Source organism: Maribellus mangrovi (assembly GCF_037646455.1).
GTDB classification, from domain to species: Bacteria; Bacteroidota; Bacteroidia; order Bacteroidales; family Prolixibacteraceae; genus Draconibacterium; species Draconibacterium mangrovi_A.
This window is the reverse complement of sequence record NZ_JBBIXN010000001.1, coordinates 1,221,901-1,248,233: the sequence shown is the minus strand read 5'-3', so window position 1 is coordinate 1,248,233 and position 26,333 is coordinate 1,221,901. Positions and strand designations below refer to the sequence as shown.

The following is a 26,333-nucleotide window of genomic DNA, read 5'->3' as shown; positions in this document are numbered from 1 at the left end:
AATCCTAAAAATATTAGCCTGAAAAGCTAAAGAATGCTAACATAATATTTTGTTTGTACGCAACTATTTTGTATTCTTATTCATCTTCAAGAAAACGCTAATGAGACCTAAGCTGTACAAATTAGCACTGATAGTTTTTATTCTTCCAATATTTTGTAGCGCACAGAAGGAAGCATCGGTTTGGTTTGCAGGGTCAAATACTCGGATTAATTTTCAGTCGGACAGTTTCGCTGTTATCGACTCGGGAATAAATAGTTATTATAAAGCTTCGATTTGTGACGAAAACGGGAACTTACTTTTATACACTGACGGGCGCACAATCTGGAATGGAAATAACGAGGTATTGATTAATGGAACTAACCTTTCTGAATCAACTTATCTTATCACGGGCAATCCCATATTCGTTCCCTATCCAAAAAAGGAAGGGCACTATTTATTATTTTATGTACAGAATCTTAAATCAAGCCCTTACCTGCGGGATAAAGAATTGGTTTATGCGGAAATTGATTGCCGCGCAGCGAATAATCGGGGAGAGGTAATTTCGAAAGGCCAATTTTTACACAATGATTTCCACTCTCACCCAACGATTTCCGGATATTGTAACAACAGTCATTACTGGCTGGCTATCGATAGAAATGATAATATTTATGAACCGAGAAGAGATCGGATATTTTTTTATAAGATTGATGAAAACGGTGTACACACATCCCCATTAATTAATGATCGGTTTGATATTGGAAACTCAGCATATTATAAATTCTCGCCAAATGGCGATAAACTTTTTTTTGCTTATCAGGAAAATACCAATCAAAATGTTTATTCAGTAGTAGCCGATTTTAATTTTCTAACAGGGGAACTCTACAATTACCGGATTATTTACGGAGATATTCTATATTCCAGAGAATTTTCAGGAAACAGCCAATACCTTTATTATTTCTCAGAAAGGAAACTTATTCAGGCTGATGTCAGGTATTCGACAAGTGGTAAAATACAGGAATTAACAACTACTCTTGAGGAACTACCACAAACTGAGAATTCAAGTCGTAATGGTACTTCATTGCAACTTGCTCCCGATGGCCGAATCTATTTTCTGTATTTTGATCCTATTGAAGAAAAGACCAAGATAGGAAGAATCAATTATCCGAATAATAAAGGTTTAGACTGCGATGTAGAATTGAATTTTTACACCCCGAAAGAAACACTAAGTTTCTTTCCAAATTTTTTAACCAGTATTTTTAGAAACAAGAAACCGGAATATCTTGACGAAGTAATTCCGGAAGCCGGACAAGAACTTGAAATATGTTCGGGGACAAGCGCCCTGATAGGAAAAGCAGAACAATCGTCCGATGCGATCTATCAATGGTTGTCCGAGACTTATATCGAAGATCCATTTTCGCCACAAACAATTGTTAGGGCACCAAAATTTTATGGAGGTAGTAAAATAAGAAATTACAGTCTAAGAGCAACCGATGGTAATTGTTGGTTAAAATTTAGTTCGGCAAAAGTCACTTTTTTACCTCAACCAGAAAATTTGGAGATTGATGGTAGCTGGTCGGTTTGTCCTTTTGTTGAAGGTGTAGAGTACTGGACGGATAAAGAAAATGTGGATTTAGGGTGGTTTGTTAATGGTGGAGAAATTGAGCAGGACCCAAGTTCTGATACGCTTAAAATTAACTGGATGGATACAAATCCCAATGCATCGGTAAATGCCTATTATACAAATTATTATGGGTGTGTATCTGATACGGCTGTTTTTCCGGTTCGAATTAATGTTGAACTGATTACTGAAACACCAAAAGGTCCGCAAAACCTGTGTTTGGCCGATGCTTATGCTGTCAACTACCAAATCAGAAAAACAAATGGCTCGGTTTATCAATGGACTGCCGAACAGGGTGAGATCATTTCGGGGCAGGGAACGAACAAAGTGCTGGTAAACTGGAAAACAGAAGGAAGTCACCGACTTTCGGTGAATGAAACCAGCACTACAATTGATACCGTTTGTTATGGCGAGTCGGAACCATTGCTTGTGGAAGTTTTGAATGATAGTCTTGAAATAGAGTTGACTTCAGTGTCTTTTGGAGCGCTTGAAACAATTATAAATTTGAGCTATGAAAGTACTGGGTACAATCCTTCGCAGCATCCATTAACTGCCATTGTTACGGATGAATTTGGTAGCATCAACTATGAAGTTTCGGCAAATAGTTTTTTTTACCGGCACTCTGAAGATGAACTAAATCCCGAAATTATTCAGTTGAAAGTTGTTAATCGTTGCGATGAGATTTTTTATTCCAACAAGCAAGAATCCATTGTATTAAAAAACACCGGATATATCGAGAACTCGGTTAAGCTTGAGTGGAACCATAATCGGTTCTGGAGCGATAAACGGACGGAAGATGAGCTTTGGCATTCATTTTTGCCATCTGAAGGCTGGGAGATATTGGAGAATTTTATTGGATCGGGTGATTTTCTTTATTCAAACGAGAGCCTGCAACTCGATCATTATTTCAGAATTAAAGAAAAGAACCTGGATGAGGGTGTAGAGTCGTGGTCAAATATTTTGCATGTAAAATTTGATGATAAAATTACGATTCCCGATGTATTTACGCCCAATGGCGACGGGATTAACGATGTTTGGGAAATCAGGAATATTGGCTACCACGACTTTCGGTCGTTAAACATATTGGATCGGTACGGACAAAAGGTGTATAGTTGCAAAAACACGTTTGTCCCCTGGGATGGAAAGACCGGAAATGGTATTAAGCAGGGTACTTATTTTTACGAGCTTCAGCTGGGTTCAAACAATACCCGTTACGGACAAATAACAATCCTCAAATGAAAAAACTGTTCAATACAATAGCTTTATTTATTTGGGCACAGGTAGTTTTTGCGCAAGACTTTCCTTACCATTATTTTGTTCACACCGTGCCTCTCGTTTCTAATCCTTCGCTGGCGGCTGCAAGCGATAAACTAAATATTAATGTAGCCAGCTATAATTTATGGGCAGGTGGTTTTAAGCCCCTTAACGACAACGTTATCGCTTTCTCGTACGATGTAAAAAGAAAAGGAAAAGCCGAAACCAGTTTTGATCCGGAAGTAGGAGTTGGTTTTGTTTTTGCAAACGAGAATATCGGTCCCTTTACAAGGAACATTCTTCAACTCATTTATGCCTACCACATTCCACTAACGCGCGATTTGCAGCTTTCGTTGGGTGTTAGTGGCATGGTCGGGAATATAAGTATTAATGTAAATTCCCTAAATCCTTTACATGGCGATGATCCGAGGTTAGTTACGGGGAATAATAAGACTATATCATTCGACGGAGGATTTGGTGCTGCATTAATCAATAAACAATATGAAGTTTCTTTATCAATATTAAATCTTGCTCCAAGCGATTATCGTTTTGAAGATCCCTCCATAGAAGACATTGTCAATTTCAGAAAATATTTTTTGTCGGGGACATACCACTTGGATTTAAATCCTAAAATATTCATCTCTCCTTTAATTACACTCCGCAATGTTGAAAAAGACAATTTTGGTTACGATATATCCGGTGCCGTTCGTTTATCTTCCTTTCGTTTTGGTGTAGGTTACCGAAGCGAGAAGACACTGTTTTTATACACAAGAATCGACTTCAAAAACTTTGAATTCACCTATACTTCCGAGAATCCAATGCAATCCAATCATATGGTTGGCAATGGTCATAATTTCTCATTAGGATGGAAAATCAGTAAACTCTAATCTAAACAAACTTCTCCCTTTTCTGCAGATTGAATAAACCGTAAAGAACAAATACCAGCATTCCTATTCCAAGGAAAATACGGTTTTTGTGAATGGTACTTTCCCAGATCACTTCGTTGAGGTTATTCGGAATGTCAAATGGGTTCAGGAAAGGATTCCACTGTGTGTTTCGCATGGCATCCTGAAGAATGATAAGTGCAACACCGATCAGAACCATTGCCACTGCCGTACCGTTCCCGTTCTTTATCAGTGTTGAAAACATAAATCCCATCGATCCCAAAAAGATGATCGGGAACATGAGTTGATACGACATTTCCGCCACATTTACTCGATAAAGCAATATAGAAGCAAATTCGGAAAACAGAAGTATAATTAAAAATACCAGGGTGTAGATCATTATTAATCGCACCAGCCACACTTTGTAACGGTAATTCGGGATTCCAAAAAGTATCTCCAGCATCCGTGAATCATCGTCGTGCTGAATACCAAAAACCGAGGGATAAAAAATCAATAATATCCCCGGGAAAATAAGCAGATTATACACCATATCCTCTCCCATGGTTTCGTTATTCCAAACCATTTGAATGGCAAAAAACAGAAAGAATCCGAGTGCAGCAACGAGGAACCACACAAAGCGGTTACCAAAAATAATCTTCAGGTTGTACCTGATCATTTTTACAAGAACGAACAGGTTATTTTTTATATCGATTTTATCAGCCATGTTATACAAAGTCTTTTAGTAAGCATAAATAAGCATCTTCGAGGTGTGGTGAAACATTCACCGCATCTTCGGCCGGCTTTTCTTTGGCCAGGCAGCGTACCTTAATGTTTTCGCCGTCGCGCATGTGATGCACAATCATTTGCTTATTGGCAAATTTGTCGAATTCTTTAGCAGGCATCGAGAATTGCCAGACAAATTTGTTGCCCATATTCACCATAGCGCTTGGTGTGCCAAAGTACTTCAGGTTACCGCGATTGATTACCGCTACCTGGTTACACGAGCTCGAAATGTCCTCGATAATGTGGGTCGAGAAGATCACAATACGTTCGCGGCTGAGTTCAACCAACAGGTTCCGGAAACGAATTCGCTCACGCGGATCCAATCCTGCTGTTGGTTCGTCGACCACGAGAATACGCGGCAAATTCAGCAGTATCTGTGCAATACCGATACGTTGTTTCATACCTCCCGAGAAAGCCCCGATCTTATCTTTGCGTCGTTCCCACATGTGTACATTTTTGAGCACATATTCCAGTCTTTCGTTCCGTGTTTTTGTGTCCTTAATCCCTTTCAGAATGGCCTGGTAATCGAGAAATTCGAGTGCCGACATGTTTTCGTAAGTACCGAAAGCCTGTGGCAGGTATCCGATCAGGCCCTGCAATTCTTCGCGGTATTTCTGGGTGTCCATGCCGTTGATCCAGATCTTTCCGTAACTCTGTTCCAAAATTCCTGTAATGATTCGCATCATTGTCGATTTACCGGCACCGTTAGGACCAAGCAAACCAAACATTCCGGTTTTTATTTCGAGTGTTACACCGTTGAGTGCACGGAATGGACTTTTACGCTTTCCGATAACAGGTATCTGACGGACCATAGTAAAGTAACCTCGTCGCAATCCACCCAAACGTCCTCCAATTCGGGCGATGTTCACATTTTTATTGTGAATGTATTCGGCCGAACTGTATATAATCAGTAATATGTACCAGATGATGCCCACAAAAATTACCATTCCCAGGTTGTCCCAGTCTTTGTAAAATATGTACAGAAAAACTGCCGGTACTACCCAGAAAACAATGTTAAAGATCCATTTTTTCAGTTTCAGGTAGGTCTTCTTTCCACTTGATTCGTGCAGGTTAACAAGCACCTGGTTAAAAGGGACCCAAAGCAGGAAGAGGAAGAAGTAAACGGCATGCGACAATATCCACATCCAGAAGTTGTTTTCGAGGAACGAGAAGGTAAAGTAGGTCAGGAAAACGAACAATGGTATTTCCCAGATCAAATCGTAAAAGTCGCGTAGTTTCTTAAAATCTCGAGTAAGTCCGGCGCGTTCACGGATTTTGATGCCCGACTTCCATTCGCGTACAAATCTCGAATCGCGATCGTAAATCTTAACCAGTTTTTGTATTTTGATGACGATCGGTTCTTTTTCGTCGATTACTTTCTCACTGGCTTGACGCAGACTGGTCATCACGAAAGCGATAATACCCGGTACCAGAATAATCAGCAACATGTAATCGAGCAGTTGCCACACAAAAGAATCAACTTCGAAATAAATAAAATAAGATCCGACAACATAGGATACGATTATTCCGGTTTTTAATCCCCAGTGCAGCGATTTTATCCAGTTCAGTGCATTTTCCAGTCCGGCATAAAGTGTAGGTATAAAGACCAGGGTAAGCAAAGTACTCAATGCCAGTCCGCCAATCACGGTAATGGCAAAAGGCGCTCCAATGGCTCCAACATATTCTGCCTGTCCCATGGCCAGCGGGAACAAAGCCACAATGGTTGTTATGGCCGTAATAAGTATCGGGCGGACACGCGAGAGGCCTGCGGTCATTAATGCCCGCGATTTACGGAAGCCGCGTTTTCGGAGAATATTGGTAAAATCGATAAGTATAATTCCGTTGTTCACCACTACTCCAATCAGAATAATAAAGCCCATGAGCGTGTTGGCGTTGAAGAGGCTGTTCCCGGTGAAAATAAGGCCCAGGAAGGAACCAATGGCTGCCAGCGGAATCGAGAATATAATCACGAAGGGCGTAGAAACCGATTCAAAAACTGAAGCCAGGATCATTAAAATAAGAACGAATGCGGCGGCAATCAGGAATTTGAATTCCGAATACTGATCTTCTTCGTGAACCACTTCAACAGCAACGCCCGAAGGCAGTTTATATGCGCCGATAATATCATCAATTTCGAGGCGGTAAGCTTCAAGCAGATCTTTCGACTGTTCTGCTTCATCAACAAAACTGTAGGTCAGCTCGATTTGTTTTTCCTGATTTACACGGGTAATGCTGGCCATTCCATTGGAGTATACCAACTGTGCCAAGTCCTGAAGGTCGTAGGTTGCACCCTGAGAGTTACTTACCGGCAAGCGGCGCAAATCATCAATACCTCTTTCAGTGTTCTCTTCTTCTTCACCATCAGGCAACTTTTCTTTTACCACAATTTCGTACTCTTCGGTGCCTTGCTTAAAGTTTACACCGGCTGTAAATTCATTGGTAAAGGTGGCCAGTTCAGAAGTAATATTATTGAGGGTGATGCCATATTCGGTAAGCAGCAACTGGTTGAAATACATATGTACCTCGGGCCGGTTCCTCGATACATTAACGTTGGCCCGACGAATGGATTCGAGGTCTTCGATGTAGTAAAGCAGGTCGTCGGCAACCCCTTTCATTACTTCAAAGTTTTCGCCTTTAATGACTACGCGTTCCTGGTTGCTGCCAATTCCCATAAATTGGGCAAAACCCTGCGTGCCCGATCGTCCTCCTCCGCCACCGCCGCCGCGGAAACTACTGCTCGATGTTGGCGCTTCAAGACTGATCTCTCCGCGGGAAATATTGTTGATTTTTGATTCCACATCGCTCTTGATTTCAGCGATGGTACGGTCGGCAATATCTTTGTAATCGTCTTTCAAAATAAAAGTGAGGATGGCTTCCTCTTCTTCTATTTTTGAAATGAGATCCTTTTTTTCTTCAATGTCGTTCAATCGACTTTCCACCTCGGCAACCACCTGGTCGGTTGACTCAAGTGTTGCGCCCGTTGGCATGGTTACATAAATTGAAAATTGTGTTTCTTCAACCTCGCTGAGGTTGTTGGTACTTATCGCCAGCACAATAAAAACGGTGAGGAAGAACAGCACAATTGCGCCAATTATGGTTCGACCGGGAACCCGCATACTGGATTTTAGCAGTAAAATGTAAATCTGGATAATGCGGTTGTTGGTGGTCACTTTTTCATAGAAAATATTGTGTTGCCGTTTTCTGCGAAGTAAAACATGCGCTGCCATAGGAATCAGTAACAGTGCTACAAACAGCGACACAATGAGGGTAGAAATAATGGAAACGCCAACGTGGTTACCCAGCAGTTTGATCATGTAATCGGTAGAAAAAACAAAGGGCAGAAACACGGTTACAGTGGTTAATGTAGCCGCTACAATCGATCGCCACACTTCCTGTGTTCCCTGTGTTACGGCTGTCTCGGCATCAAAACGGTTCCCCGAAAGCCGGTATATATTTTCGAGCACCACAATGCTGTTATCGAGAAGCATACCGATGGCGAGCACCAAACCTACCAGCGTTAAGCTGTTCAGTGAAATATTAAAGGCATAGAACAGGTTGAAAGCTGTGAATACCGAAATGGGAATAGCCAGTGCGATAAAGGAAACAATCTTCAGGTTTTTCAGGAACATCCAGAGCACAAATATCGCCAGTAATCCTCCCACCAATGCCAGGTTGATCATCTGGTCGATGTTGTTTTCCATGGTTTCGGCAGTATTGGTTTGTACCACAAGTTCTACGTCTTTTGCGGCCAGTTTTTTATTGAGCTCGGCAATTTCGTCCTGTACCCGATGCGAGAGGTCGATGAGGTTGGCTTGCGAATCGCTGACCAGTAACATCGAAATGGCATCAAGGCCATTCACACGGCTGATGGAAGTTTCCTCTTTTACTCCAAAAAATACTTCGGCAACATCGCGCAGGTAAATTGGCCCGTCGGCAACAACGATATTTTCGATGTCGGATACTTTGTCGTATTCGGCCGTAACGTGCACAAAATATTGTTTATTGGCATCGTGAAGGTAGCCGGCAAATGTCCGGTTTTGCGAATTCCCGGAAATGGCACTTCTTAGTTGCGATGGTGTTATTCCATACGCTTCGCAGGCAGCAGCGTCGTAGGTAACTTCAATCGAGCGTTCTTTCCCCCCATAAACCGTTACCGAAGCTACTCCGTCAATGTTTTCCATCTCAGCAGTTATCTCCTGGTCAACGATGTTTCGTATCCGGTCGACACCACCACTTCCCCTGATCTGAAGCTCCATGAACTGGTTGGTGAGTTGATCGATATCAACCCGATTTACCACTACAAAGAAATTGTCATCAAGATCGGCAGTTACCAAGTCGATCTTTTCCTGCAACTTCAGAAAAGTGTATTTAAAATTGACATTTTGTTTAAAATTTACTTGTATAGACGCTGAGTTATTGTTAATGTACGACTCCATGCTTTCGATGCCTTCCATAGTTCCTATGGCACCTTCGATTGGTATTACAGCCTGGTTTTCCATGTAGGCGGGATCCACCTCAATCCGCGACTGGATTTGCACATACAGCATTGGTAACTCTGCGTTAGGCATTAATTCCACCGGCAGCATTCTATAGGAAACGATACCCAGAAGGGTCAGCCCCAGGAACAGCATGCTGATGAATATTTTTCTATTTATGATGAACTTCATCCGTTTGTCTTATTCGTTTCAGGTTTTGTGTTAGCTGGCTTTTGCTTCTTCTCTCTTCGATCTTACAAACAACAACCTAAATCTGTCGAGGACATCGTAAACACATGGTATAACTACCAGGGTTAACAGGGTTGAAGTAACCAGACCGCCAACTACAGCCAGGGCCATGGGCGAACGCAACGAGGCGCTTTCGCCAAAACCAAAGGTTAAAGGCAACAGGGCCAGAATAGTGGTTAAGCTGGTCATTATAATCGGGCGGATACGTTGTTGTCCTGCCTCCAATATTGCGCGACGACGATCCACACCTTCCCGCATGAGTTGATTGATGCGGTCGACCAGAATAATGGAGTCGTTTACCGCAATTCCCACCAGCATAATTACACCGATAATGGCCATAATATTTAGCGTTTTACCCACAATGAAAAAGATGAGAATGCTACCTACCACAGCCAGTGGAATAGTTAACAGGATGGTAAATGGATGGATCAACGACTCGAACTGCGACGCCATAACCATGTACACCAATACGATGGAAAGAATCAAGGCGAAAGTAAGGTTGGTCAGCGAATCCTGACGTTTTTCTTCTTCACCGGTTACCAAAATCCGATATTCGGGCAGCAGGTCGATGGTCGCTACCTGTTCGCGGATGTCTTTGGCAACGTGGTCGAGTGCCACACCTTGCTCCATTTGGGCAGTAACTTTTCCAATCCGGTTCTGGTTCCTTCTGATGATCTCTTTTGGAGCCACACCATAGGAAATGTCTGCAATTTCATTTAACCTGAAAACCTGGTCGCCCGAGGTGATCAGGATCGAATTGATCTCATCGATTCCTTTCTCAGGTACCTTGATGGTAATGTCCTGCATTTCACCGCTCTTTTCGAGCTGTCCTGCATTCATCCCCTCGAGTTGTTCCTGAATTTGCGAAATAACCGTGCTGATATTCAGGTTGTACATACCGGCACGCATGCGGTCGACATGTACTTCTACTTCAGGAGCGCCATCTTCTATTGAAGTTTGAATATTGAACAAACCCGACATTGCCAGCATTTTTTCTTTTACTTGGTTGACGATGTTTTCGATCTCGTCGAGTTCTTCACCGCGAACTTCAACAACTACAGGCGACTCATCTGTTCCTAGTATCGACTGGAGTGCACTTTCCTCTTGCGAGAAAGTAAGTTCCAGGCCTTCAACATTGGCGGTTAAATTCGAAAGTGTTTTCACAATGCTTTCGGATGAAATGGTCGATTCCTTTTTCAGAATTACGGTGATTTGTGCGGTATTTTCTCCTTCAAATACGGCAGTTTCGTCACCGGCAATCCCGGTAGATGGACCTGCCTGCGAGTAGATAATATCCAGGTTATCACCCAGGTACCCCATTAGGATATCTTCTATATTTCTTACCGTTGCTTCGGTTCGCTTCAGTTTTGTCCCTTCCTGCAATTTCAGATCAATCGTCAACTCGCGGGTTTCAGTTTTGGGCATAAACTCCGTACCGATATAAGGTACAAGCAGCAATGAACCGCCAATAGCAACCGTAGCTAAAATTATTACCAGCCATTTTACATTCAAAACCCGGTTCAGAAAGCGGCCGTAACCACCCACCTGAATCGATTTGGCTTTTATCGGAGCTTTTTTGTGGCGGTAAAAACGGTGGTACATCATCGGGATAAGAAAGATGGCTACAACCAGCGACGAAAGAAGCGAGAATGCCACTGTCCAGGCCTGGTCTTTGAATAGCTCGCCCGATGCACCATGCAGGTACACGATGGGTAGAAATACTACAATTGTAGTAAGCGTTGATGCTGTAATTGCACCGCCAACCTGCGCAGTTCCGGTTACGGCAGCATCCTTAACACTCATGCCGTTTTCGTGGTTTCGGAATATATTCTCCATCACTACAATGGCATTGTCAACAAGCATACCCGCGCCGAGCGCAAGTCCTCCCAAAGTCATAATGTTAATGGTGAGGTGGTTGAAATACATCAGGTTAAAAGTAGCAATGATGGAGATCGGTATAGCGATACTAACGATCAAGGTAGTTCCAAAGCGACGTAAAAACAGGAACAGAATAAAAACAGCCAGCAGAATTCCCAGCAGGGCAGTTTCCTGAACTTCGCCAATGGCCGCACTAATAAAGCGTCCCTGGTTTGTTACTTTGGTCAATTTATATCCCGGTAAAGCTTTTTCGATATTCACAAGCGCTTCATCAATTTGCTCAACCGATTTTACGGTATTGTATTTGGTTTCTTTGTAAATCGACAAACCGAGGCACCGTTCGCCGTCGATATGTACAATGTTGTTCGGCTCTTTATTGGCTTCACGAATAAATGCTACATCTTTCAGATAAACCGGAGCCATTTCCACATCCGTTCCAGTTTGTTCTGTCGCTTGTGTCCTGACGGCTTTGTAACCCACGATTAGATTTTCGAAATCTTCAGTGGTCTGTAACATAGAAACACCTTTAACAATATACTGGATTCCCAAATCGCTGATGCGTCCGCCGGAAACATTCCGGTTAAAATTTTCGATGCGCGATGCAATTTCATCCATTGTCAGGTTCTGCGATTCCAGGCGATATACGTCAGTTTCAATAATGATCTCGCTTTCTTCCTGCCCCGAAAGTTCAACTTCGGCCACACCTTCTAAACGAACCAATTCGTTGCGGATGTAATTTTCCGCGACTTTTCTGAGTTCGTTCATGTCGGTAATTTCTTCGTGAGTTAATCCAATGGTCATTACCGGAGTTGTATTCGGATCGTGCTGGGTAATTTTCAGCTCATCGATTTCAGAGTTTTGAGTCAGTGTATTTAAGGCCTTTTGAAGATCAAGGAAAGCTTCGTCCATGTCTTTGTTCCAGGCATATTCAACCGTGATTTGTGCCGAACCTACCCGCGAAACCGATGTCACCTGGATTACATCCGACTGTCGAATCGCCAGTGCTTCGATGTTTTCCACAAACTGTTGTTCCATTTCTTCGGGTGGCCTCTCTCCTGAGGTCACCTCCACAAAAATGCGGGGCGAATTCAGATCCGGGAAAAGGTCAACACCGAGTTTATCGTAAGAAATGTATCCAAGGAGCACGACTCCAAGGACCACCATAAGCACGGTTACCGGGTAATTGACAGAAAATTGTGTTAATTTCTTCATGATATATCGTTAGAAGCACGAAGCACGAAGCACGAAGTACTGCTGACTTCCTGCTTACAGCTTCCGACTTATTATAAAATTACTTTTACTTTTGAATTGTCGCGCAGTGTTTCAAAGCCTTTGATGATCAGGCGATCGTTTGCGCTCAGTCCTTCCACAATTTCTATTTCATCCTGGTTAGAAATTCCGGTTGTAATTCGTCGGTCGTCGGCCGTGTTGTTACGTTCAACAACAAACACATATTTTCCACGCGAGCCCGACATGATCACATCTCTCGGGATCACAATTACGCTGTCCTTCTGAGCCGTAACAATGTTGGCTTTAATGAACATTCCGGGACGCAATTTCAGTTCAGGATTGTCAATTTCCACCTTGCCGGCAAAGGTACGTGTTTCGTTACTGATCACCGGAGAAAGTTCGGTTACATGCCCAATCAGTGTATCTTCGGTAAGTGTGTAGTTGGTGATCAGTGCTTCCTGACCGAGTTTAATTTCAGAAATATTTTTTTCGGGTAGGTTGATCTCCACATACATTTTGTTGTAGCTCATAAGCTTTACCATGCTCTCGCCGGTGCTAACTCGAACGCCTTTGGTGTAATATGGGAGTTCAACAATAACGCCTGAGAAAGGTGCAGAAACCTGCATTTTTGCCATCTGGATTTGTGCACTTTCGTAACTGTATTTGGCATCGATTGTCGAAACTTCGGAGTTACGCAGTTCGCGTAGTGTAACACCACCTTTTTCATACAGCGATTTTTGTTTTTCGTATTCCTGCTCCGATATTTCCAGGTTCAGTTTTTTCGACTCCATGGCAAGCCCGTTTTCGTACTCCTCGTTTTCGAGTTTAATAATTACCTGGCCTTTTTCAACACGGTCGCCAAGTTTGAATTTGCGCCCTGTTTTTGGATTGATCTGCAGGTAGTACTCGCCTTCAATTTCTGAAGTCAGTTCGGTTTCAGAAACCGCTTTTGCCGTTCCCGTTGTTGAAATGAACTGTTGAATGCTTTTAAGTTTGATGTTCTCAACAGATACCGGTACTGCAAGGTCCGACGATTCTGAAGAGGATTGGTTGTTGCAGGAAACAATGGTGGCAACAACAAAAGCAAGGAAAAGTAATTTTATATTCTTCATGGTTCAATTTTTTTCGGATGTTATTTTTTTTCTTCGTTCAGGTACAATTCGGATGGCAGAATAGCTTCCTGGCTCTCGAAATCGTACAAAGTCTGGATTTTCAGATTTAATAATTCAATTTTATAGTTGATAAGTGCCTGGCTGTATGAGATTTTATTTTGCGATAACTGGGTTTGATAAAGGTTAAGATCCATACCGGTTAAATCGCCGTTTTCGTAACGTTCGAGGTTGATCTCGTAAGTGAGTTGTGCATTACGCTCGTTTTGCCTGGCAATATCGATTTGGGTAAGCTGGTTTTGCAGGTTACGGTACACCTGGCGGATATCAACCACAATTTGCTTTTTCTCTTGCGAAAGGTTGAGTTCCTGTGATCTGATCGCGGCTTCAGAGGCTGCAATTCGTGCTTTCTTTTCACCCCAGTCGAAAATCGGGATATTAAAGGTCAGACCAACAGAAGGACTTCGGGTGGGTTGATCGAAAATTTTACCCAGCTTTTCGTTATCGCCGGTTATACCGACACGAAGATTGAGTTCACCCATAAATTCATTCAACGATTTGGTTTCAATGAGGTCGAACTGGCTGTTTTCGACATCGATTTCACGTTGACGGATTTCCATTCTTGAATTCAGTCCGTTTTCGATAGCCAGATCGAGGTCGACAGGAACAGGATTTGCAGAAATGTCGGCCAGGATCATAATATCCTGGTACAAGTCCATTCCGAGATAAAGTTTTAGCTGGTCTTTGGCATTTTCGAAGTTTACCTCGCTATTCTGAACAGTAGATTTTGCCGTTGATAAGTTCAATTCTGCCTGGTATTGTTCTTCTTTGGCAGCCAATCCGGCATCTACTTTATTTTTTATGATGTCGTAACTTTTTTGGGTATTGGCCAGTTCTTCTTTGGCAATGTTCAAGTTCATTTGTGTCATGTACACATTGTAAAAGAACTCGGTTACGTTTCGTTCCAGGTTCAGGCGCTGCATGGCATAACTGATCTCTGCATTTTCGAGGTTCAGTTCCAACTGGCGTAACTGAACTTTTAGTCGGTTATAAGTGAACAGCGGTTGATTGAAGTTGAGGTACAAGTTATTGTAGAAAACCTCACTTTCGTTGGTTGAATTGCTAAGGGTTGAATTACTGCTCGACCATCCAAATTCATTGATGAGCGATACAGTACCATCAGTTGGCAAAATGGGCTGCGAAACCCTGAATACCGTATTCGATTCAAAGTTTTCGTTGGTGTACCATTCTGAAAAGCGGGTATCGAAACGCCGTTGATTGCTGTAATTAACCGGATTTACCTCGAGCGAAAACCGCGACTTTAAAGCAGCGCGCTGAGCTTCCAGTGTTTTTTGGAAACGTTCGAGGTTCAGCAACGATTGCTGCAGATCCGGACTGCTTGTTTCGGCAATGGCCATCGCCCGGTTAAGTGTTAATGCTTCCTGGGCCTGTGCGGTGTAGCCTGTTAGCCCAAACAGAAGCAAGAGAACTGTTACTTCTTGAAGTAGTTTGAATTTAGTTCGTGTCATTATCTGTTTATTATTTTAATTTACAATTCAACCAGCTTAACAGCATCGGCAACTACCATGCGTTGCTGGGTTTTATTCGTGAGTTCAATCTTAGCTGTGTCCGCTGAGAAAGAATAGGAACCGAGGTGTATCCAACCCGTTTCTGCACTTTGCACATCAAGTGCAGCTTCTTCCGCTCCGTCGTCGCTGTGAATGATGAAATTATAATTGCCTTTGTCTTCTCCTCCTCGACGATGCGTTCGCACTTTATACAAGTGATAATATACATCGTAGTAACCGGCTTTTTTTAGCGGAACTTTCCAGGTAGCTACCTGGTCGCCATCGCCCCCCCGAATGTAGTAGCCCGAGCGAACATATTTGCCATAGAACTCATCGCTGGTAACAGCCGTCCAACTTGTTGCCGGTCGCCACCAACTGATGCCCTGGTACTTACTTGTTTTTTCATCTTCATGAATAATGAGCTTTTCGAGCAAGCTTATGTTTTCGTTTTTTGTTACTGAAAATTCGGGATCTTCGTTGTCGATGATAATTTCGCCCGGTTGTGTTTGCTGAACCGGAGTATCAACAATGCGCTCGCCTTCCACCGGTTTGGCTTTCGGATCTTCTTCGACATCTCTGAAAAACTCGATCATGGTTTGCGGGATGTTCTTCGAGGTCATGGTATTTACTACTACCATTCGCGGCGTACCATCAAGCAGGTAGCTCAACTCTTTTGTTTGATGTGATTCCAGGTAAATCAAGTTATCGATCATGTCGTTGTCGCCGCCTCCCGGTCCACGTCCACCACCACCCATTCTGAAGGTGAGTTTTACCAGTCCTTCTATGTCTGAAAAGTTAGTTATCTTCAAGCTCACCATGGTTTTCATGGCATCGCCGCTTTTTACTTCCACCGCCTTAATAGGAGATATTAAGTAGCCAGGCAGCGATTTTGCCTTAAACCAATCGTTCATCATTGGTATCAATTCAATTCCGAATTTTTCGTAGATCATGTGATCGAAATCCTGGAAAGAAATGTTTTTGTAACGGTTCTCGTCCAATATTTTTCTAAGGAAATCTTCAAATTCCTTTTGCCCGGCTTTCCACTCGATCATTGAGAAAAGTACATCGCCTTTCAGCTTAATTACATTGTCAACAATATCTTTCTGGTCGGGATCAGCGAGTATTTCTTCGAAGGTTTGATCTTGCAATGCCACATTGGCCAGCACATCTTCGCTTTCGCCATTCATATTGCTCATAAAAATCGAGCGCATGTCCATGGCTTGTCCTTTCAGATAGGCTTCGAAAATCCTGTTGGTTATCGGCCATCTGTCAGACTGGATGTTGTTCTGGAAATTGTATAACATTGGGAAAATGAAATACGGATTGGCTACTTGCTTCATTTCCATCTGTCCACGCGAGAAATTCCTGTCTTCTTCGTTTTCTTCGGTGAACTTACGCATGAAACCCTGAAATACGCGAATTTCTTTATCCAGGTCGGTCAAATCCTGGTCCCGTCGTCCCCAACGGCCAACACGTTCTTTTTGTTTTTCGAAATCGGCATCGCGCATGAGGTAGCCTTTTTCAGGAATGAGCACCTGTTGTGGCTGAACAACCTCCTGAACCGAAGTCCACATGCGTCGGTAAGTTTTAAATTGGGCAGGCACTTCAATCAGGTTGAAACGCGTTCCAGAGTAGTCGAGATTATACGAGCGTTTAAAATCTTCAAAACGTTCGTTGATAATGGCAGATAAAGTATCTTTCGATTCGGGGAACTGATCAGAAAAATAATCATGTCCGTCGACATACCAAACACCAAAGGTAACACTGTCCTGATCCAGCGTCTTCTGCTTGTAATTTCCAATGGCCAGTGAAAGCTGAGTGAGTGGATTTTCGTTTATACAGGTAAATTCTCCGTCCGATGTTTTTTCAATTTCACCCTGCGAAACCACCTGCAAACCAGGTGCAGTTTTTACTTTTAAATGGTAATTTACAAACTGAGGGTGATTCCAGCTTACATCTTTTGTACTGTAGGTTACTCCGGTTTTTGGATACCAGTTGGCTTCTTTGGTCAGCAGTACATATTCCGGCGTGATAAATGCGTATCGCTTGTCGACATTTAATACGAACTTGCCGTATTTCTCTAAACGGATCTCTTCTTCAATATCCAGGTAGCAGTAGGTTTCGTCGATTGTTCCGTTATACGTGAATTCGATTTGGGCTGAATCGCCTGCCGGAATATTGATATTATCAGAAAGTATGATCAGGTGTTTCTCGCGCTGGTAGGGTACATCGTTGTTGTTCAGTTTAATACCGGAAACTTTTAATCCCGCATTCAAACTAAAAATAAGTTTATTAAGCGCCTGATTTTTATCGTTCTGAATGGTTAACCGGGAAACTACATCGATCGAATTTCCTTTATGAACAACATCAAGATCGTGTGAAAGTATCGTTGGATAAGGTTCATCTACATATTTATTATTGAGTTCTACAATTTCGGCCCGTAATTTCTCATTCTGTTTAAAGGTCGTAATGTGTTCAACTCCAAGATAACCGGCGCCGGCAATAAAAATAATACTGATCACCAGCGAAAACCAGGTCATCGTCTCCGATTGGGGCAAGCGTTTTAACAGAAATATAGTCAGAAAAATAAAGCCAACTCCAAGCCCAAAATACATTCCACGGTGAACGAGAATTACATCGAGGTTTCCGAAGCCCACAATATCAGAACTCAACATGGGAATGTTAAAGGCCATGTAGTCGAAAATATAGTAGAACTTAGCCTGAAGCAGGAAAAGCGTAATACCAATGTATCCCAAAATCAGAACAAAGGTTATTGCCTGGTTACGAATTACACTCATTAACAAAAACGAAAGGCCCATAATAAAAACCAGTGTGGGGATACTGATAAGAACAAGGTAAACACCGTAAGACTCCCAGTTGATCATGGTTCCCTGCGCCAAGGCATTGAAAATAAGTGCCATGATCACCACCGCGATGTTCAGAATCATAAAGACCTGCATATTTCCCAGGGTTTTACCGATCACGTATTCGCCGTTGGTCATCGAACGCATATAGATTACTTCGGTCGTATCCAGTTTTTTATCTCGTTTCAAAAAGTCGGAGGCCAGGAAAACAGCGATAACAGCCTGTGCGATGTTCAGAATCAACAGGTTGAAATACGGGATGGCGCTTGGGATAGCGCGGATTGCCCATCCTTCATCGCCGCCGCCTTCAATGACCATTCCGAAGTTCATTCCGAACAGAACCAAAAGCGACAGGATACTGAAGATCCTGAAAAACCAACTACGAAAAAGCGTTTTACGTTCGTACTTGGCAATTGAAAATATATTGTGTAATGAAATCATGTTATCATCTTTATCAGGCCTTTGACCACTGGTTAAGTTTGTTTTCCATAAAATGTACATAGGCATGTTCGAGGTTTGGGCTGATTTGTTTGCCCTGGTAACCATTAATGTCGTTGCTTACTACCTGAATCTCCCAGCCGCCATCGATAGGAATAGTAGAAATAACCGGATACTTCTCGTTGATTTCGAGGTATTCGGTTTCGGTGGCTTGAATCTGCCAAACATTTCCCTCGGCTTCTTTTACCAGCTGTTCGGGCGAACCGTTAAATGCCAGTCTACCTTTATTCAGGAGGGCCATGTTATCGCAAGTACTCGAGATGTCGCCAACAATGTGGGTGGAAAGGATGATGATTACATCGCGTGTACTGATGGTGGAGAGCAGGTTACGAAAGCGGATACGTTCTTCGGGATCGAGACCGGTGGTGGGCTCATCCACGATAATTACTTTTGGATCGTTAATAAGCGCTTGTGCAATTCCAAGACGGCGTTTCATACCCCCCGAAAGTTTGTTGGCATTACGGTCGCGCGCTTCAAATAAACCCACTTCTTCCAGCATCTGGTCGACAGCGGTGCGACGAGCTGCACTGTTTTTCAGTCCTGCCAGACGTGCTGTATAATCGAGGAATTCGTAGGTTTTAAGTTTTGAGAAGAAGCTGAAATCCTGTGGTAGGTAACCCAGCATCGAACGAATTTCACGACGGTTTTTCGACAATTCCATATCGTTGAAATAGACTTTGCCGCTTGTAGGCTTCATAAGCGTTACAAGTATTCGCATGAGTGTAGATTTACCTGCTCCGTTAGGACCAAGCAAACCAAACATGCCGTTCGGAATTTCAAGGTTCAGGTTGTTAACCGCGTAACTACCCCCCTTGTATACTTTGTTGAGATTTTCAATTTTTATATGCACAATGCTAAATTCATTTTTTACAGAACACTGACTTTGACTCAGGAAGTATTCAATCGTTTAAAGCATCGGTCAATAAAAAACGTGAAAATTACAATTTAGAATGAAGAGACTGGCTGATCAAACATGATTACTGTTATATGTATTTCTTAGGTAGTTGAAAACCATTGATATGCCGGGTTCCCCTTGTGATTTTTGCAGATGGATTATTTTAATGCAATACCAAAAAACCCTGTCTGAAAACGCCAAATGCGATTCAAACAGGATTTTTTTCTGAAAAAATTGCTGTTATAATTCTGCTAGAAACTTGTGGTCGGTAATATGGTCGGTTACTACAACTTCGTATTCACCCGATTTCAAACTCGATAAATCAAGGCGTTTCTGGATAGCCAGATCATCACCCAGTTTAAATCCATCGACGTGTTGACCGTTTTTGTAAATATTTACATAAACCGGTTTTTGCGGGCTGTTAAAAAACGAGATGTTTAATTTCTTTTCCTCCAGGCAAAAATAGGGTTCGTAACAGCGCAACGGAGCACCAACGCCTATTTCTTCGCCTTCTACCATGAGGGTGCGTTTCACGCTTCTGTTACCGTAGTTTACACACATACAGTAGCTTCCATCATCCAGTTCAGAAAAATCGAATACCTGATTGTATTCTTTTTCTTTCTGATTGGTACGTTTGAAGTACAAAACCTCTCCGTGGCAATCGGTTAATGTTACTTCGAGTGTTGCTGCAGAAGGCGCTTTGTAAGCCAGCATGGCTTTATTCGCCTCTACAGGGATCACATTCATTGAGGGGAAGTCGGTGGCATTAACTGCTGATGCAATAAAAAATGCCAGGACCATTAAAATCCAGGTTCTTGTTTTCATGACTGTTTTCTTTTAAAAATTGTTTTAATTATTTTCTATGGCCTTATAAAACTACGAAGAAGAGAGGCGCCAGTCAACTAAATTCGGCTAAACAGCCCGAAAAAAAGACAAAAGGGTAGTTAATGAAGGTGAACGGCATTCGAAGATATTAATTGACGTTGATTTGTTGTCAATTTTACATGCGCCTGTTTACGGGGTTTTGGGAAAAGAATGTAAGGAAGGGGGTGTAATGCTGTTAGCGTTTCATAATGCCGTAGCAGATGATTTTCAGAATGGTGTCGACGCTACGCTCCAGATTTACATCGCCATAGTTGCCGGCTGTTAAAGGCATCTCAAGTCCTTTAATGGCGGTGGTAATTCCAATGGCAGCCAGGTTGAAATCGTATATCTCGAATTCGTTTTTACGAACTCCCTCAATCAGGATTCGTTTGATCATTCTGATTTCATCCTGTTCGTATTTTAACTTTACTTCGTCGATAAAACCAACAGCTGTAACATCGTTCTCAATAGCGTGATAGAAATTGGCCAGGTTGCGAAAAGTAGCCAGTTTGGTGAGAATATAATCGCGCAGCTTATCCACGGGATCGGTATTTCGGTTAATTACAATCTCGAGCTCGTAAGCCAGAATTTCAACCTCTTTCATGATCACTGCCTGGAAAAGATCTTCCTTACTTTTAAAGTAATAATACAACGAACTTTTTCCTTTCCGGACGGCATTGGCAATGTCGTCGAGTGTGGTTTTTTTAAAGCCGTATTTACTGAAGATTTCGCGGGCGATTTTCAGGATGTTCTCGCGATTCGCATCCTTTTTGTTACCGTTTTTGCTTAATTCCTGCATGTCAGATTTTAAACGAAAATATGAACAAATATAACTATTTATTTTACCTGCGAAACTAATTTTTGAATTTTAAACTTTTAGGGACGATAAAAGTCAATTTTCCTCAAAACACCTTTATTCGCTTGATTCTGAAAGCATTGTTATTCGAAAGTGTCCTATTTGCCTTCTTTTGCCAGCCTGAAATCCAGTTGTTTCCGTTCGAGATTGGTGCGCCACACTTTTACTTGGATGTTTTCGCCCAATTGGTAAGTTTTATGGGAATGTCGCCCTACAAGCGCATAATTTTTTTCATCGAAAACATAAAAATCGTCATCCAATTCGGCAATAGGTATCATGCCTTCAATTTTATTTTCGAGCTCAACATAAATGCCCCAGTCGGTAACTCCCGAAATAACACCCGGGTAAATTTGTCCCACATGATCCTGCATGAATTCAACCTGCTTGTATTTGATCGACGATCGTTCGGCATTGGCAGCTCGTGTTTCCATATCGGAAGAATGCTTACAAAGTTCCTCGTATTTTTCTTCGTTTGCCGAGCGTCCTCCGCCGAGGTAACGGTCGAGGAGGCGGTGCACCATCATATCAGGATATCGGCGAATGGGAGAGGTAAAGTGGGTGTAATACTCAAAGGCCAAACCGTAATGACCGATATTCCGCGTTGAGTATTCTGCTTTGGCCATCGAACGGATCGCAAGAGTTTCCACTACATTTTGCTCGCTTTTCCCTTTTACTTTATTCAGGAGGTTATTCAACGAAGTGGCAATGGCTTTTGGAGTGGTGAGTTGAATACCGTGCCCAAATCGCTGAATAAACGTATTGAGCGAAACCAGTTTGTCGGGATCGGGTTTGTCGTGAACCCGGTACACAAAAGTTTTGGGCTTTTTATGGCCCCAAACTTTGCCCACAAATTCGGCAACTCGTTTGTTAGTCAGCAACATAAATTCTTCGATGAGCTTGTTCGATTCTTTGGCCTCCTTAAAGAATACGGTAAGCGGTTTGCCGTTTTCATCGATCTCAAACTTCATCTCGATACGATCGAAAGCAATGGAACCGGAGTTAAAGCGTTTTTCGCGTAACAAAACGGCGAGTTCATTTAGTTTGAGCATTTCCTCTTTAAAATCGCCTTCACCGGTTTCAATAATTTCCTGGGCTTCTTCATAGGTAAACCGTCGGTCGGAATAAATTACGGTTCGGCCAAACCATTCTTTTAATACTTCGGCTCTTTCGTTCAGCTCAAAAACGGCCGAGAAACACAATTTTTCTTCCTTGGGCCGCAATGAGCATACTCCGTTCGATAAACGTTCGGGTAACATGGGCACCACACGGTCGACCAGGTAGACTGAGGTAGCCCGGTCGCGGGCTTCGCTTTCAATAATCGAATTGGTTTTAACGTAATGCGTAACATCGGCAATGTGGACACCGACTTCCCAATTGCCGTTTTTCAGTTTCTTCAGCGAGAGTGCATCGTCAAAATCTTTAGCGTCGGCAGGGTCGATAGTGAAGGTGGTTGTTTTTCGGAAATCGCGACGGTTTTTGATTTCTTCAGCCGGAATTTCCATCGGTATTTTTTCGGCAGCTTTGTCAACATTTTCAGGGAAGTGATGCGGCAACTCAAACTCAGCCAGAATGGCGTGCATTTCGGCGTCGTTGTTACCGGTATCGCCCAGCACTTCTTTTATAACACCAAAAGGGCTGCGTGCTTTCGATGGCCAGTCGGTAATTTCGGCAATCGCTTTTTGTCCGTCTCTGGCTCCGTTTAAATGTTCTTTGGGGATAAAAATATCGAAACTGACTTTTCCTGCCGGGATCAGAAATGCAAAGTTGCGTGATACCTGAACTGTTCCGACAAAAATTGATTTGGCCCGTTCAACAATTTCTATCACTTCACCTTCAAGATCGTGCTTTTTACGTCGGGCAAAAAGTCGGATCTGTACTTTGTCGCCTTCCATAGCGTGTTTCAGGTTGCGCGATGAAATAATCACCGGCCGGTCGAGTTCGTCGCTTACAACATTGGCGAATCCCTGTGGCTGCATTTCAACTATTCCGGTTGCAGTTCCGGTTTTTGCTTTCAGTTTATATTTGCCCCGTGAAATTTTATCGAGGTAATTGTCGTCGGCAAGTTCCTCTAAAACAATATTAACCAGTTTGCGTGTTTCAGGATCTTTTATGCCGAGCGTGCCCGAAATTTGCCGGTAATTAACTGCTTTCCCGGGCTCTTCGTAAAGCATCGACAGAATGGTGTTTTTGAGTCTTTTCTTGTTAAATGTGGTGGATTTCTTTTTTTTGAACCGCCTCTTGTTTTTCTTTTTCTTAGCCATTTATAATCTTTCAATATGCAATCCAAGTTAATATAATTCCGGAACACGCAACAGGATAATTCGAATTACTTTCAGAAAAAATGCAGTAGAACAAATACCTTTTTGTGGTGCCAATTCAGCATGGATTGTGCTTTTGCTATACTAACTTTATTTAACAAAGCACACGACAAAGAGTTAACAGGAATTTGTATGTTTGTAGACCAATTTTAGGACATGAAGTTTAAAAGCAAAATACCTTTTGCAATCGTTGCAGTTTTAACCTGGGTGGTTTTCATTTCGTCGTGTGCGAATATTGGTATGCCAAGTGGCGGGCCGAAGGATACAATTCCACCGGTTTTAGAAAGTACCGATCCTGAATTACGAGCGTTGAATTACAAGGAGAATGATGTTCGGTTTACTTTTAATGAATACATTAATACCGACGAGATTTCGGAAACCCTGGTCATTTCGCCACCTTTATCAAAGCGACCAACCATCCGTACAAAATCGAAAACGCTGATCATTCAGTTTAACGAAGACCTGAAAGACAGCGTAACCTATTCTCTCGATTTTAAAAATTCGCTGGTGGATAACAACGAAAAAAATCCGATAGAGAACATGCGGTTTTTGTTTAGCACCGGTCCGGAGCTCGACACGCTGCGGATTGCCGGTCAAGTTGTGGATGCTTTTAATATGGAACCCATCGAAAAAGGCCTTGTATTGTTGCAGCGTAATTTGCACGACTCAGCGGTTTTCAAAGTGATTCCCGATTACATTGCACGAACGGATGAAGAAGGCATGTTTTTGATGGACAATATTGCAGGTGGTGAGTATCGCTTGTTTGCACTGAACGACATGAACAGCGATATGATGTACAATGAGGGCGCGGAAGAAATTGCTTTTGCCGACGATTTGATTGTACCTCGTGCCGAGTTTCACGAAAATAGGGATACCATTGTTGAAGGTCTCGATTCGATGCTGATTTTAGGGCACACTCACTTTTATCCTGATCCTGTCTATCTGCGTTATTTTATGGAGGATATTTTTGAGCAATATGTTGAAACTGCAGAACGTGAGGCAAGAAACAAGTGCGTTTTCATTTTTAACGAATCAGTGAAAGATACTTTTAATGTGCGTTTGCTGGATTACGATGTGAAAGACTGGAACATCATGGAATATAACCCAAAAGTGGATTCCATTGTCATGTGGATTGCCGATACCACTTTGGTGAAACAGGATTCACTGTTTATGGAACTCTCTTACATTCAGCTCGATTCGGTTGGTCAGCCCTACGTTTACAAGGATACTATGCTGATGGAGTCAGAAAGTCTTAAAGCTGAACCCGAGAAAAAAAGAAAGCGTGACGAAGACGAGGAGGAAGAAGAAAAAAGTCCAAAGCCGGTTCCGCAGTTCAACTGGGTAAACAACATTTCAGGAACCATGGAATTGAATTCTACTATTCGAATCACTTCGCCCGAACCGATTGTCAGTTTCGATAGTACCATGATCTTGTTGTACCTGGCTGAGGATACGCTTAAAACACCGTTGAAATATGAGTTTAATAAAAACAAAAGGGCGTACCGCACTTACAATATTTCCTATCAATGGGAACCGCAAACCAGGTATACTTTAAGCATCGATTCGGCGGCTTGTTTTAATATTTACGGTATTTCGAGCAAAGAATTTACCAAAAGCTTTAATACACGTGAAGAAGATTATTACGGCGCACTCACCTTCGAATTTTCCAATGTGCCTGGACCAATGATCGTGCAGTTGCTGAAGAATAACGACGATGAAGCGGTGGTCCGTCAAAAGACATTCAATGAGGACGGCACGGTTGATTTTCCACTGCTTCCACCTGAAAAATATAAAGTAAAGGTGATTTACGATGCCAATGGAAATGGCAAATGGGATACTGGAAGTTACCAGGATAAATACCAGCCCGAACGTGTTTCCTACATCAACGAAGTAATAAAATTACGTTCGAACTGGAGCGAGACTCACGAGTGGGATGTTGCTCCGGATCCGGCCTTCCAAAAAAATATTATCGATAAGGAACTGGAAGAGAAGAAACGCAAGGAAGCACTTGAGAAAGCCCGTAAGGAAAAAGAGCAGGAAAGAAATAACAGCATGTTCAAACCCGGATCTTCGGGTGGTATTTCCGGAGGAGGGATCGGGCAATAATCAGGGAGATTAGTAATTAATTCCTGTAATTTTTGTATGTTTAATCAACTTAAAAACTAAGAAGATGGCAAGTGTCAGAAACCTAAAGAAAGACATTGACTTGATTATGTCGCTCACCTTAAGTGACTGTTTTTATGTGATGGAGTACAATTCGAAAGTTGACCAGGATGCTATATACCAAATCGCCGGGGAGGTGGTGACCAAGCATCGCGATTTGCGTCTTCGTGCCATGCATCCCGATGGAAAAGACAATCCGAAAATGGTAAAACAGTATTACAAAGGTCTCGTAAACGACATGCTTATGGCTGCCGATTCGGCGCTCGAAAAGCTCTCCAAAGAGGTAAAGAAAGCTGCAAAATAAAACCTACTTCAGATTAAAAATTTTATGGGCTACAACCTCACCTTTATAGTAGGTTGTTATTTCCCATTTTCCCAATTTGTCTTCAAGGGGCTCCCAGATGCAGTCGCCCAAATAAAACCGGTAATCGTTGGTGCGTATAAATTGCTCGCCGGTAAACGCCGGACGAATGTTTCCTTCATCGTCGGTAAACGGAGGATGATCGATCCTGAACTCCACGACTTCTCCCTTCCCGTTCTTAATGTGCAGGACATAACCAAATTCAGTTCCGATCCTGGCTTCAATATCAGTTTTGATATCCATTATCTTTGGAATTTCATGGCTATCGCGGTTCCATATAGAATATTCCCCGTAGCTGTACATCTTAAAAGTTGGTCTGCGTTTTCCCATTGTCAATATTCCGCAAAAATAAAAAATCTCTAATTCAGATTAATTATAATCTGCCAATTTTGCGTCAAATTCGTGTAGACGAGGTATATTTTTTGGGTTGAGAATCGGAAATATTTAGTGATCGTTTGAAATGGATAAACGGAGCTATATTAAAAAT

At 42.4% G+C, this 26,333-nt stretch carries 15 protein-coding genes; 4 read left to right on the top strand and 11 right to left on the bottom strand.

Annotation, left to right across the window (positions count from 1 at the left end):
- The first annotated feature begins 100 nt into the window (after nucleotides 1–100).
- Nucleotides 101–2,836 (top strand): T9SS type B sorting domain-containing protein, encoded by a 2,736-nt coding sequence (locus WFY05_RS04615; protein WP_340111557.1) that lies wholly within the window; start codon nucleotides 101–103, stop codon nucleotides 2,834–2,836.
- Complete coding sequence (locus WFY05_RS04610; RefSeq protein WP_340111556.1) at nucleotides 2,833–3,738, top strand: PorP/SprF family type IX secretion system membrane protein; 906 nt, start codon at nucleotides 2,833–2,835, stop codon at nucleotides 3,736–3,738. Before WFY05_RS04615 ends, WFY05_RS04610 begins: the two co-directional genes overlap by 4 nt.
- Nucleotide 3,739: 1 nt before the next feature.
- Here the strand turns inward: WFY05_RS04610 and WFY05_RS04605 are convergent, their stop codons facing one another.
- The 10 genes from WFY05_RS04605 to rnr form a co-directional block, all read right to left on the bottom strand.
- Nucleotides 3,740–4,459, bottom strand: coding sequence for a hypothetical protein (locus WFY05_RS04605; protein ID WP_340111555.1), 720 nt, complete (start codon nucleotides 4,457–4,459; stop codon nucleotides 3,740–3,742).
- 1 nt (nucleotide 4,460) lies between these two features.
- Nucleotides 4,461–9,185, bottom strand: coding sequence for an efflux RND transporter permease subunit (locus WFY05_RS04600; protein ID WP_340111554.1), 4,725 nt, complete (start codon nucleotides 9,183–9,185; stop codon nucleotides 4,461–4,463).
- Nucleotides 9,186–9,215: 30 nt separating this feature from the next.
- Entirely contained in the window at nucleotides 9,216–12,332 is a 3,117-nt protein-coding gene (locus WFY05_RS04595) for an efflux RND transporter permease subunit (protein ID WP_340111553.1), read from the bottom strand.
- Between the two features lie 71 nt (nucleotides 12,333–12,403).
- Nucleotides 12,404–13,462: an efflux RND transporter periplasmic adaptor subunit gene (locus WFY05_RS04590; RefSeq protein ID WP_340111552.1), complete on the bottom strand. Its 1,059-nt coding sequence runs from the start codon at nucleotides 13,460–13,462 to the stop codon at nucleotides 12,404–12,406.
- Between the two features lie 20 nt (nucleotides 13,463–13,482).
- Nucleotides 13,483–14,988 carry a TolC family protein gene (locus tag WFY05_RS04585; RefSeq protein ID WP_340111551.1) on the bottom strand — a complete coding sequence of 502 codons (1,506 nt, stop codon included), beginning with the start codon at nucleotides 14,986–14,988 and terminating at the stop codon, nucleotides 13,483–13,485.
- 20 nt (nucleotides 14,989–15,008) lie between these two features.
- Nucleotides 15,009–18,332: a golvesin C-terminal-like domain-containing protein gene (locus WFY05_RS04580; RefSeq protein WP_340111550.1), complete on the bottom strand. Its 3,324-nt coding sequence runs from the start codon at nucleotides 18,330–18,332 to the stop codon at nucleotides 15,009–15,011.
- Between the two features lie 13 nt (nucleotides 18,333–18,345).
- Complete coding sequence (locus WFY05_RS04575) at nucleotides 18,346–19,239, bottom strand: ABC transporter ATP-binding protein (RefSeq protein WP_340111549.1); 894 nt, start codon at nucleotides 19,237–19,239, stop codon at nucleotides 18,346–18,348.
- Nucleotides 19,240–19,524: 285 nt separating this feature from the next.
- Nucleotides 19,525–20,109, bottom strand: a complete 585-nt coding sequence (locus WFY05_RS04570; protein WP_340111548.1) for a T9SS type A sorting domain-containing protein — start codon at nucleotides 20,107–20,109, stop codon at nucleotides 19,525–19,527.
- Nucleotides 20,110–20,344: 235 nt separating this feature from the next.
- Nucleotides 20,345–20,947 (bottom strand): TetR/AcrR family transcriptional regulator, encoded by a 603-nt coding sequence (locus WFY05_RS04565; protein ID WP_340111547.1) that lies wholly within the window; start codon nucleotides 20,945–20,947, stop codon nucleotides 20,345–20,347.
- Nucleotides 20,948–21,102: 155 nt separating this feature from the next.
- Nucleotides 21,103–23,265, bottom strand: coding sequence for a ribonuclease R (rnr, locus tag WFY05_RS04560; RefSeq protein WP_340111546.1), 2,163 nt, complete (start codon nucleotides 23,263–23,265; stop codon nucleotides 21,103–21,105).
- Between the two features lie 213 nt (nucleotides 23,266–23,478).
- Between rnr and WFY05_RS04555 the strand changes: the two genes are divergently transcribed.
- Both WFY05_RS04555 and WFY05_RS04550 read left to right on the top strand, forming a co-directional pair.
- Nucleotides 23,479–25,428 (top strand): Ig-like domain-containing protein, encoded by a 1,950-nt coding sequence (locus WFY05_RS04555; RefSeq protein ID WP_340111545.1) that lies wholly within the window; start codon nucleotides 23,479–23,481, stop codon nucleotides 25,426–25,428.
- Between the two features lie 64 nt (nucleotides 25,429–25,492).
- Complete coding sequence (locus WFY05_RS04550) at nucleotides 25,493–25,789, top strand: hypothetical protein (RefSeq protein WP_340111544.1); 297 nt, start codon at nucleotides 25,493–25,495, stop codon at nucleotides 25,787–25,789.
- A 3-nt stretch (nucleotides 25,790–25,792) separates the two neighbouring features.
- On the opposite strand, the gene WFY05_RS04545 is transcribed toward WFY05_RS04550, so the two are convergent.
- Nucleotides 25,793–26,176 carry a DUF3859 domain-containing protein gene (locus tag WFY05_RS04545; protein WP_340111543.1) on the bottom strand — a complete coding sequence of 128 codons (384 nt, stop codon included), beginning with the start codon at nucleotides 26,174–26,176 and terminating at the stop codon, nucleotides 25,793–25,795.
- Between the last annotated feature and the right edge of the window lie 157 nt (nucleotides 26,177–26,333).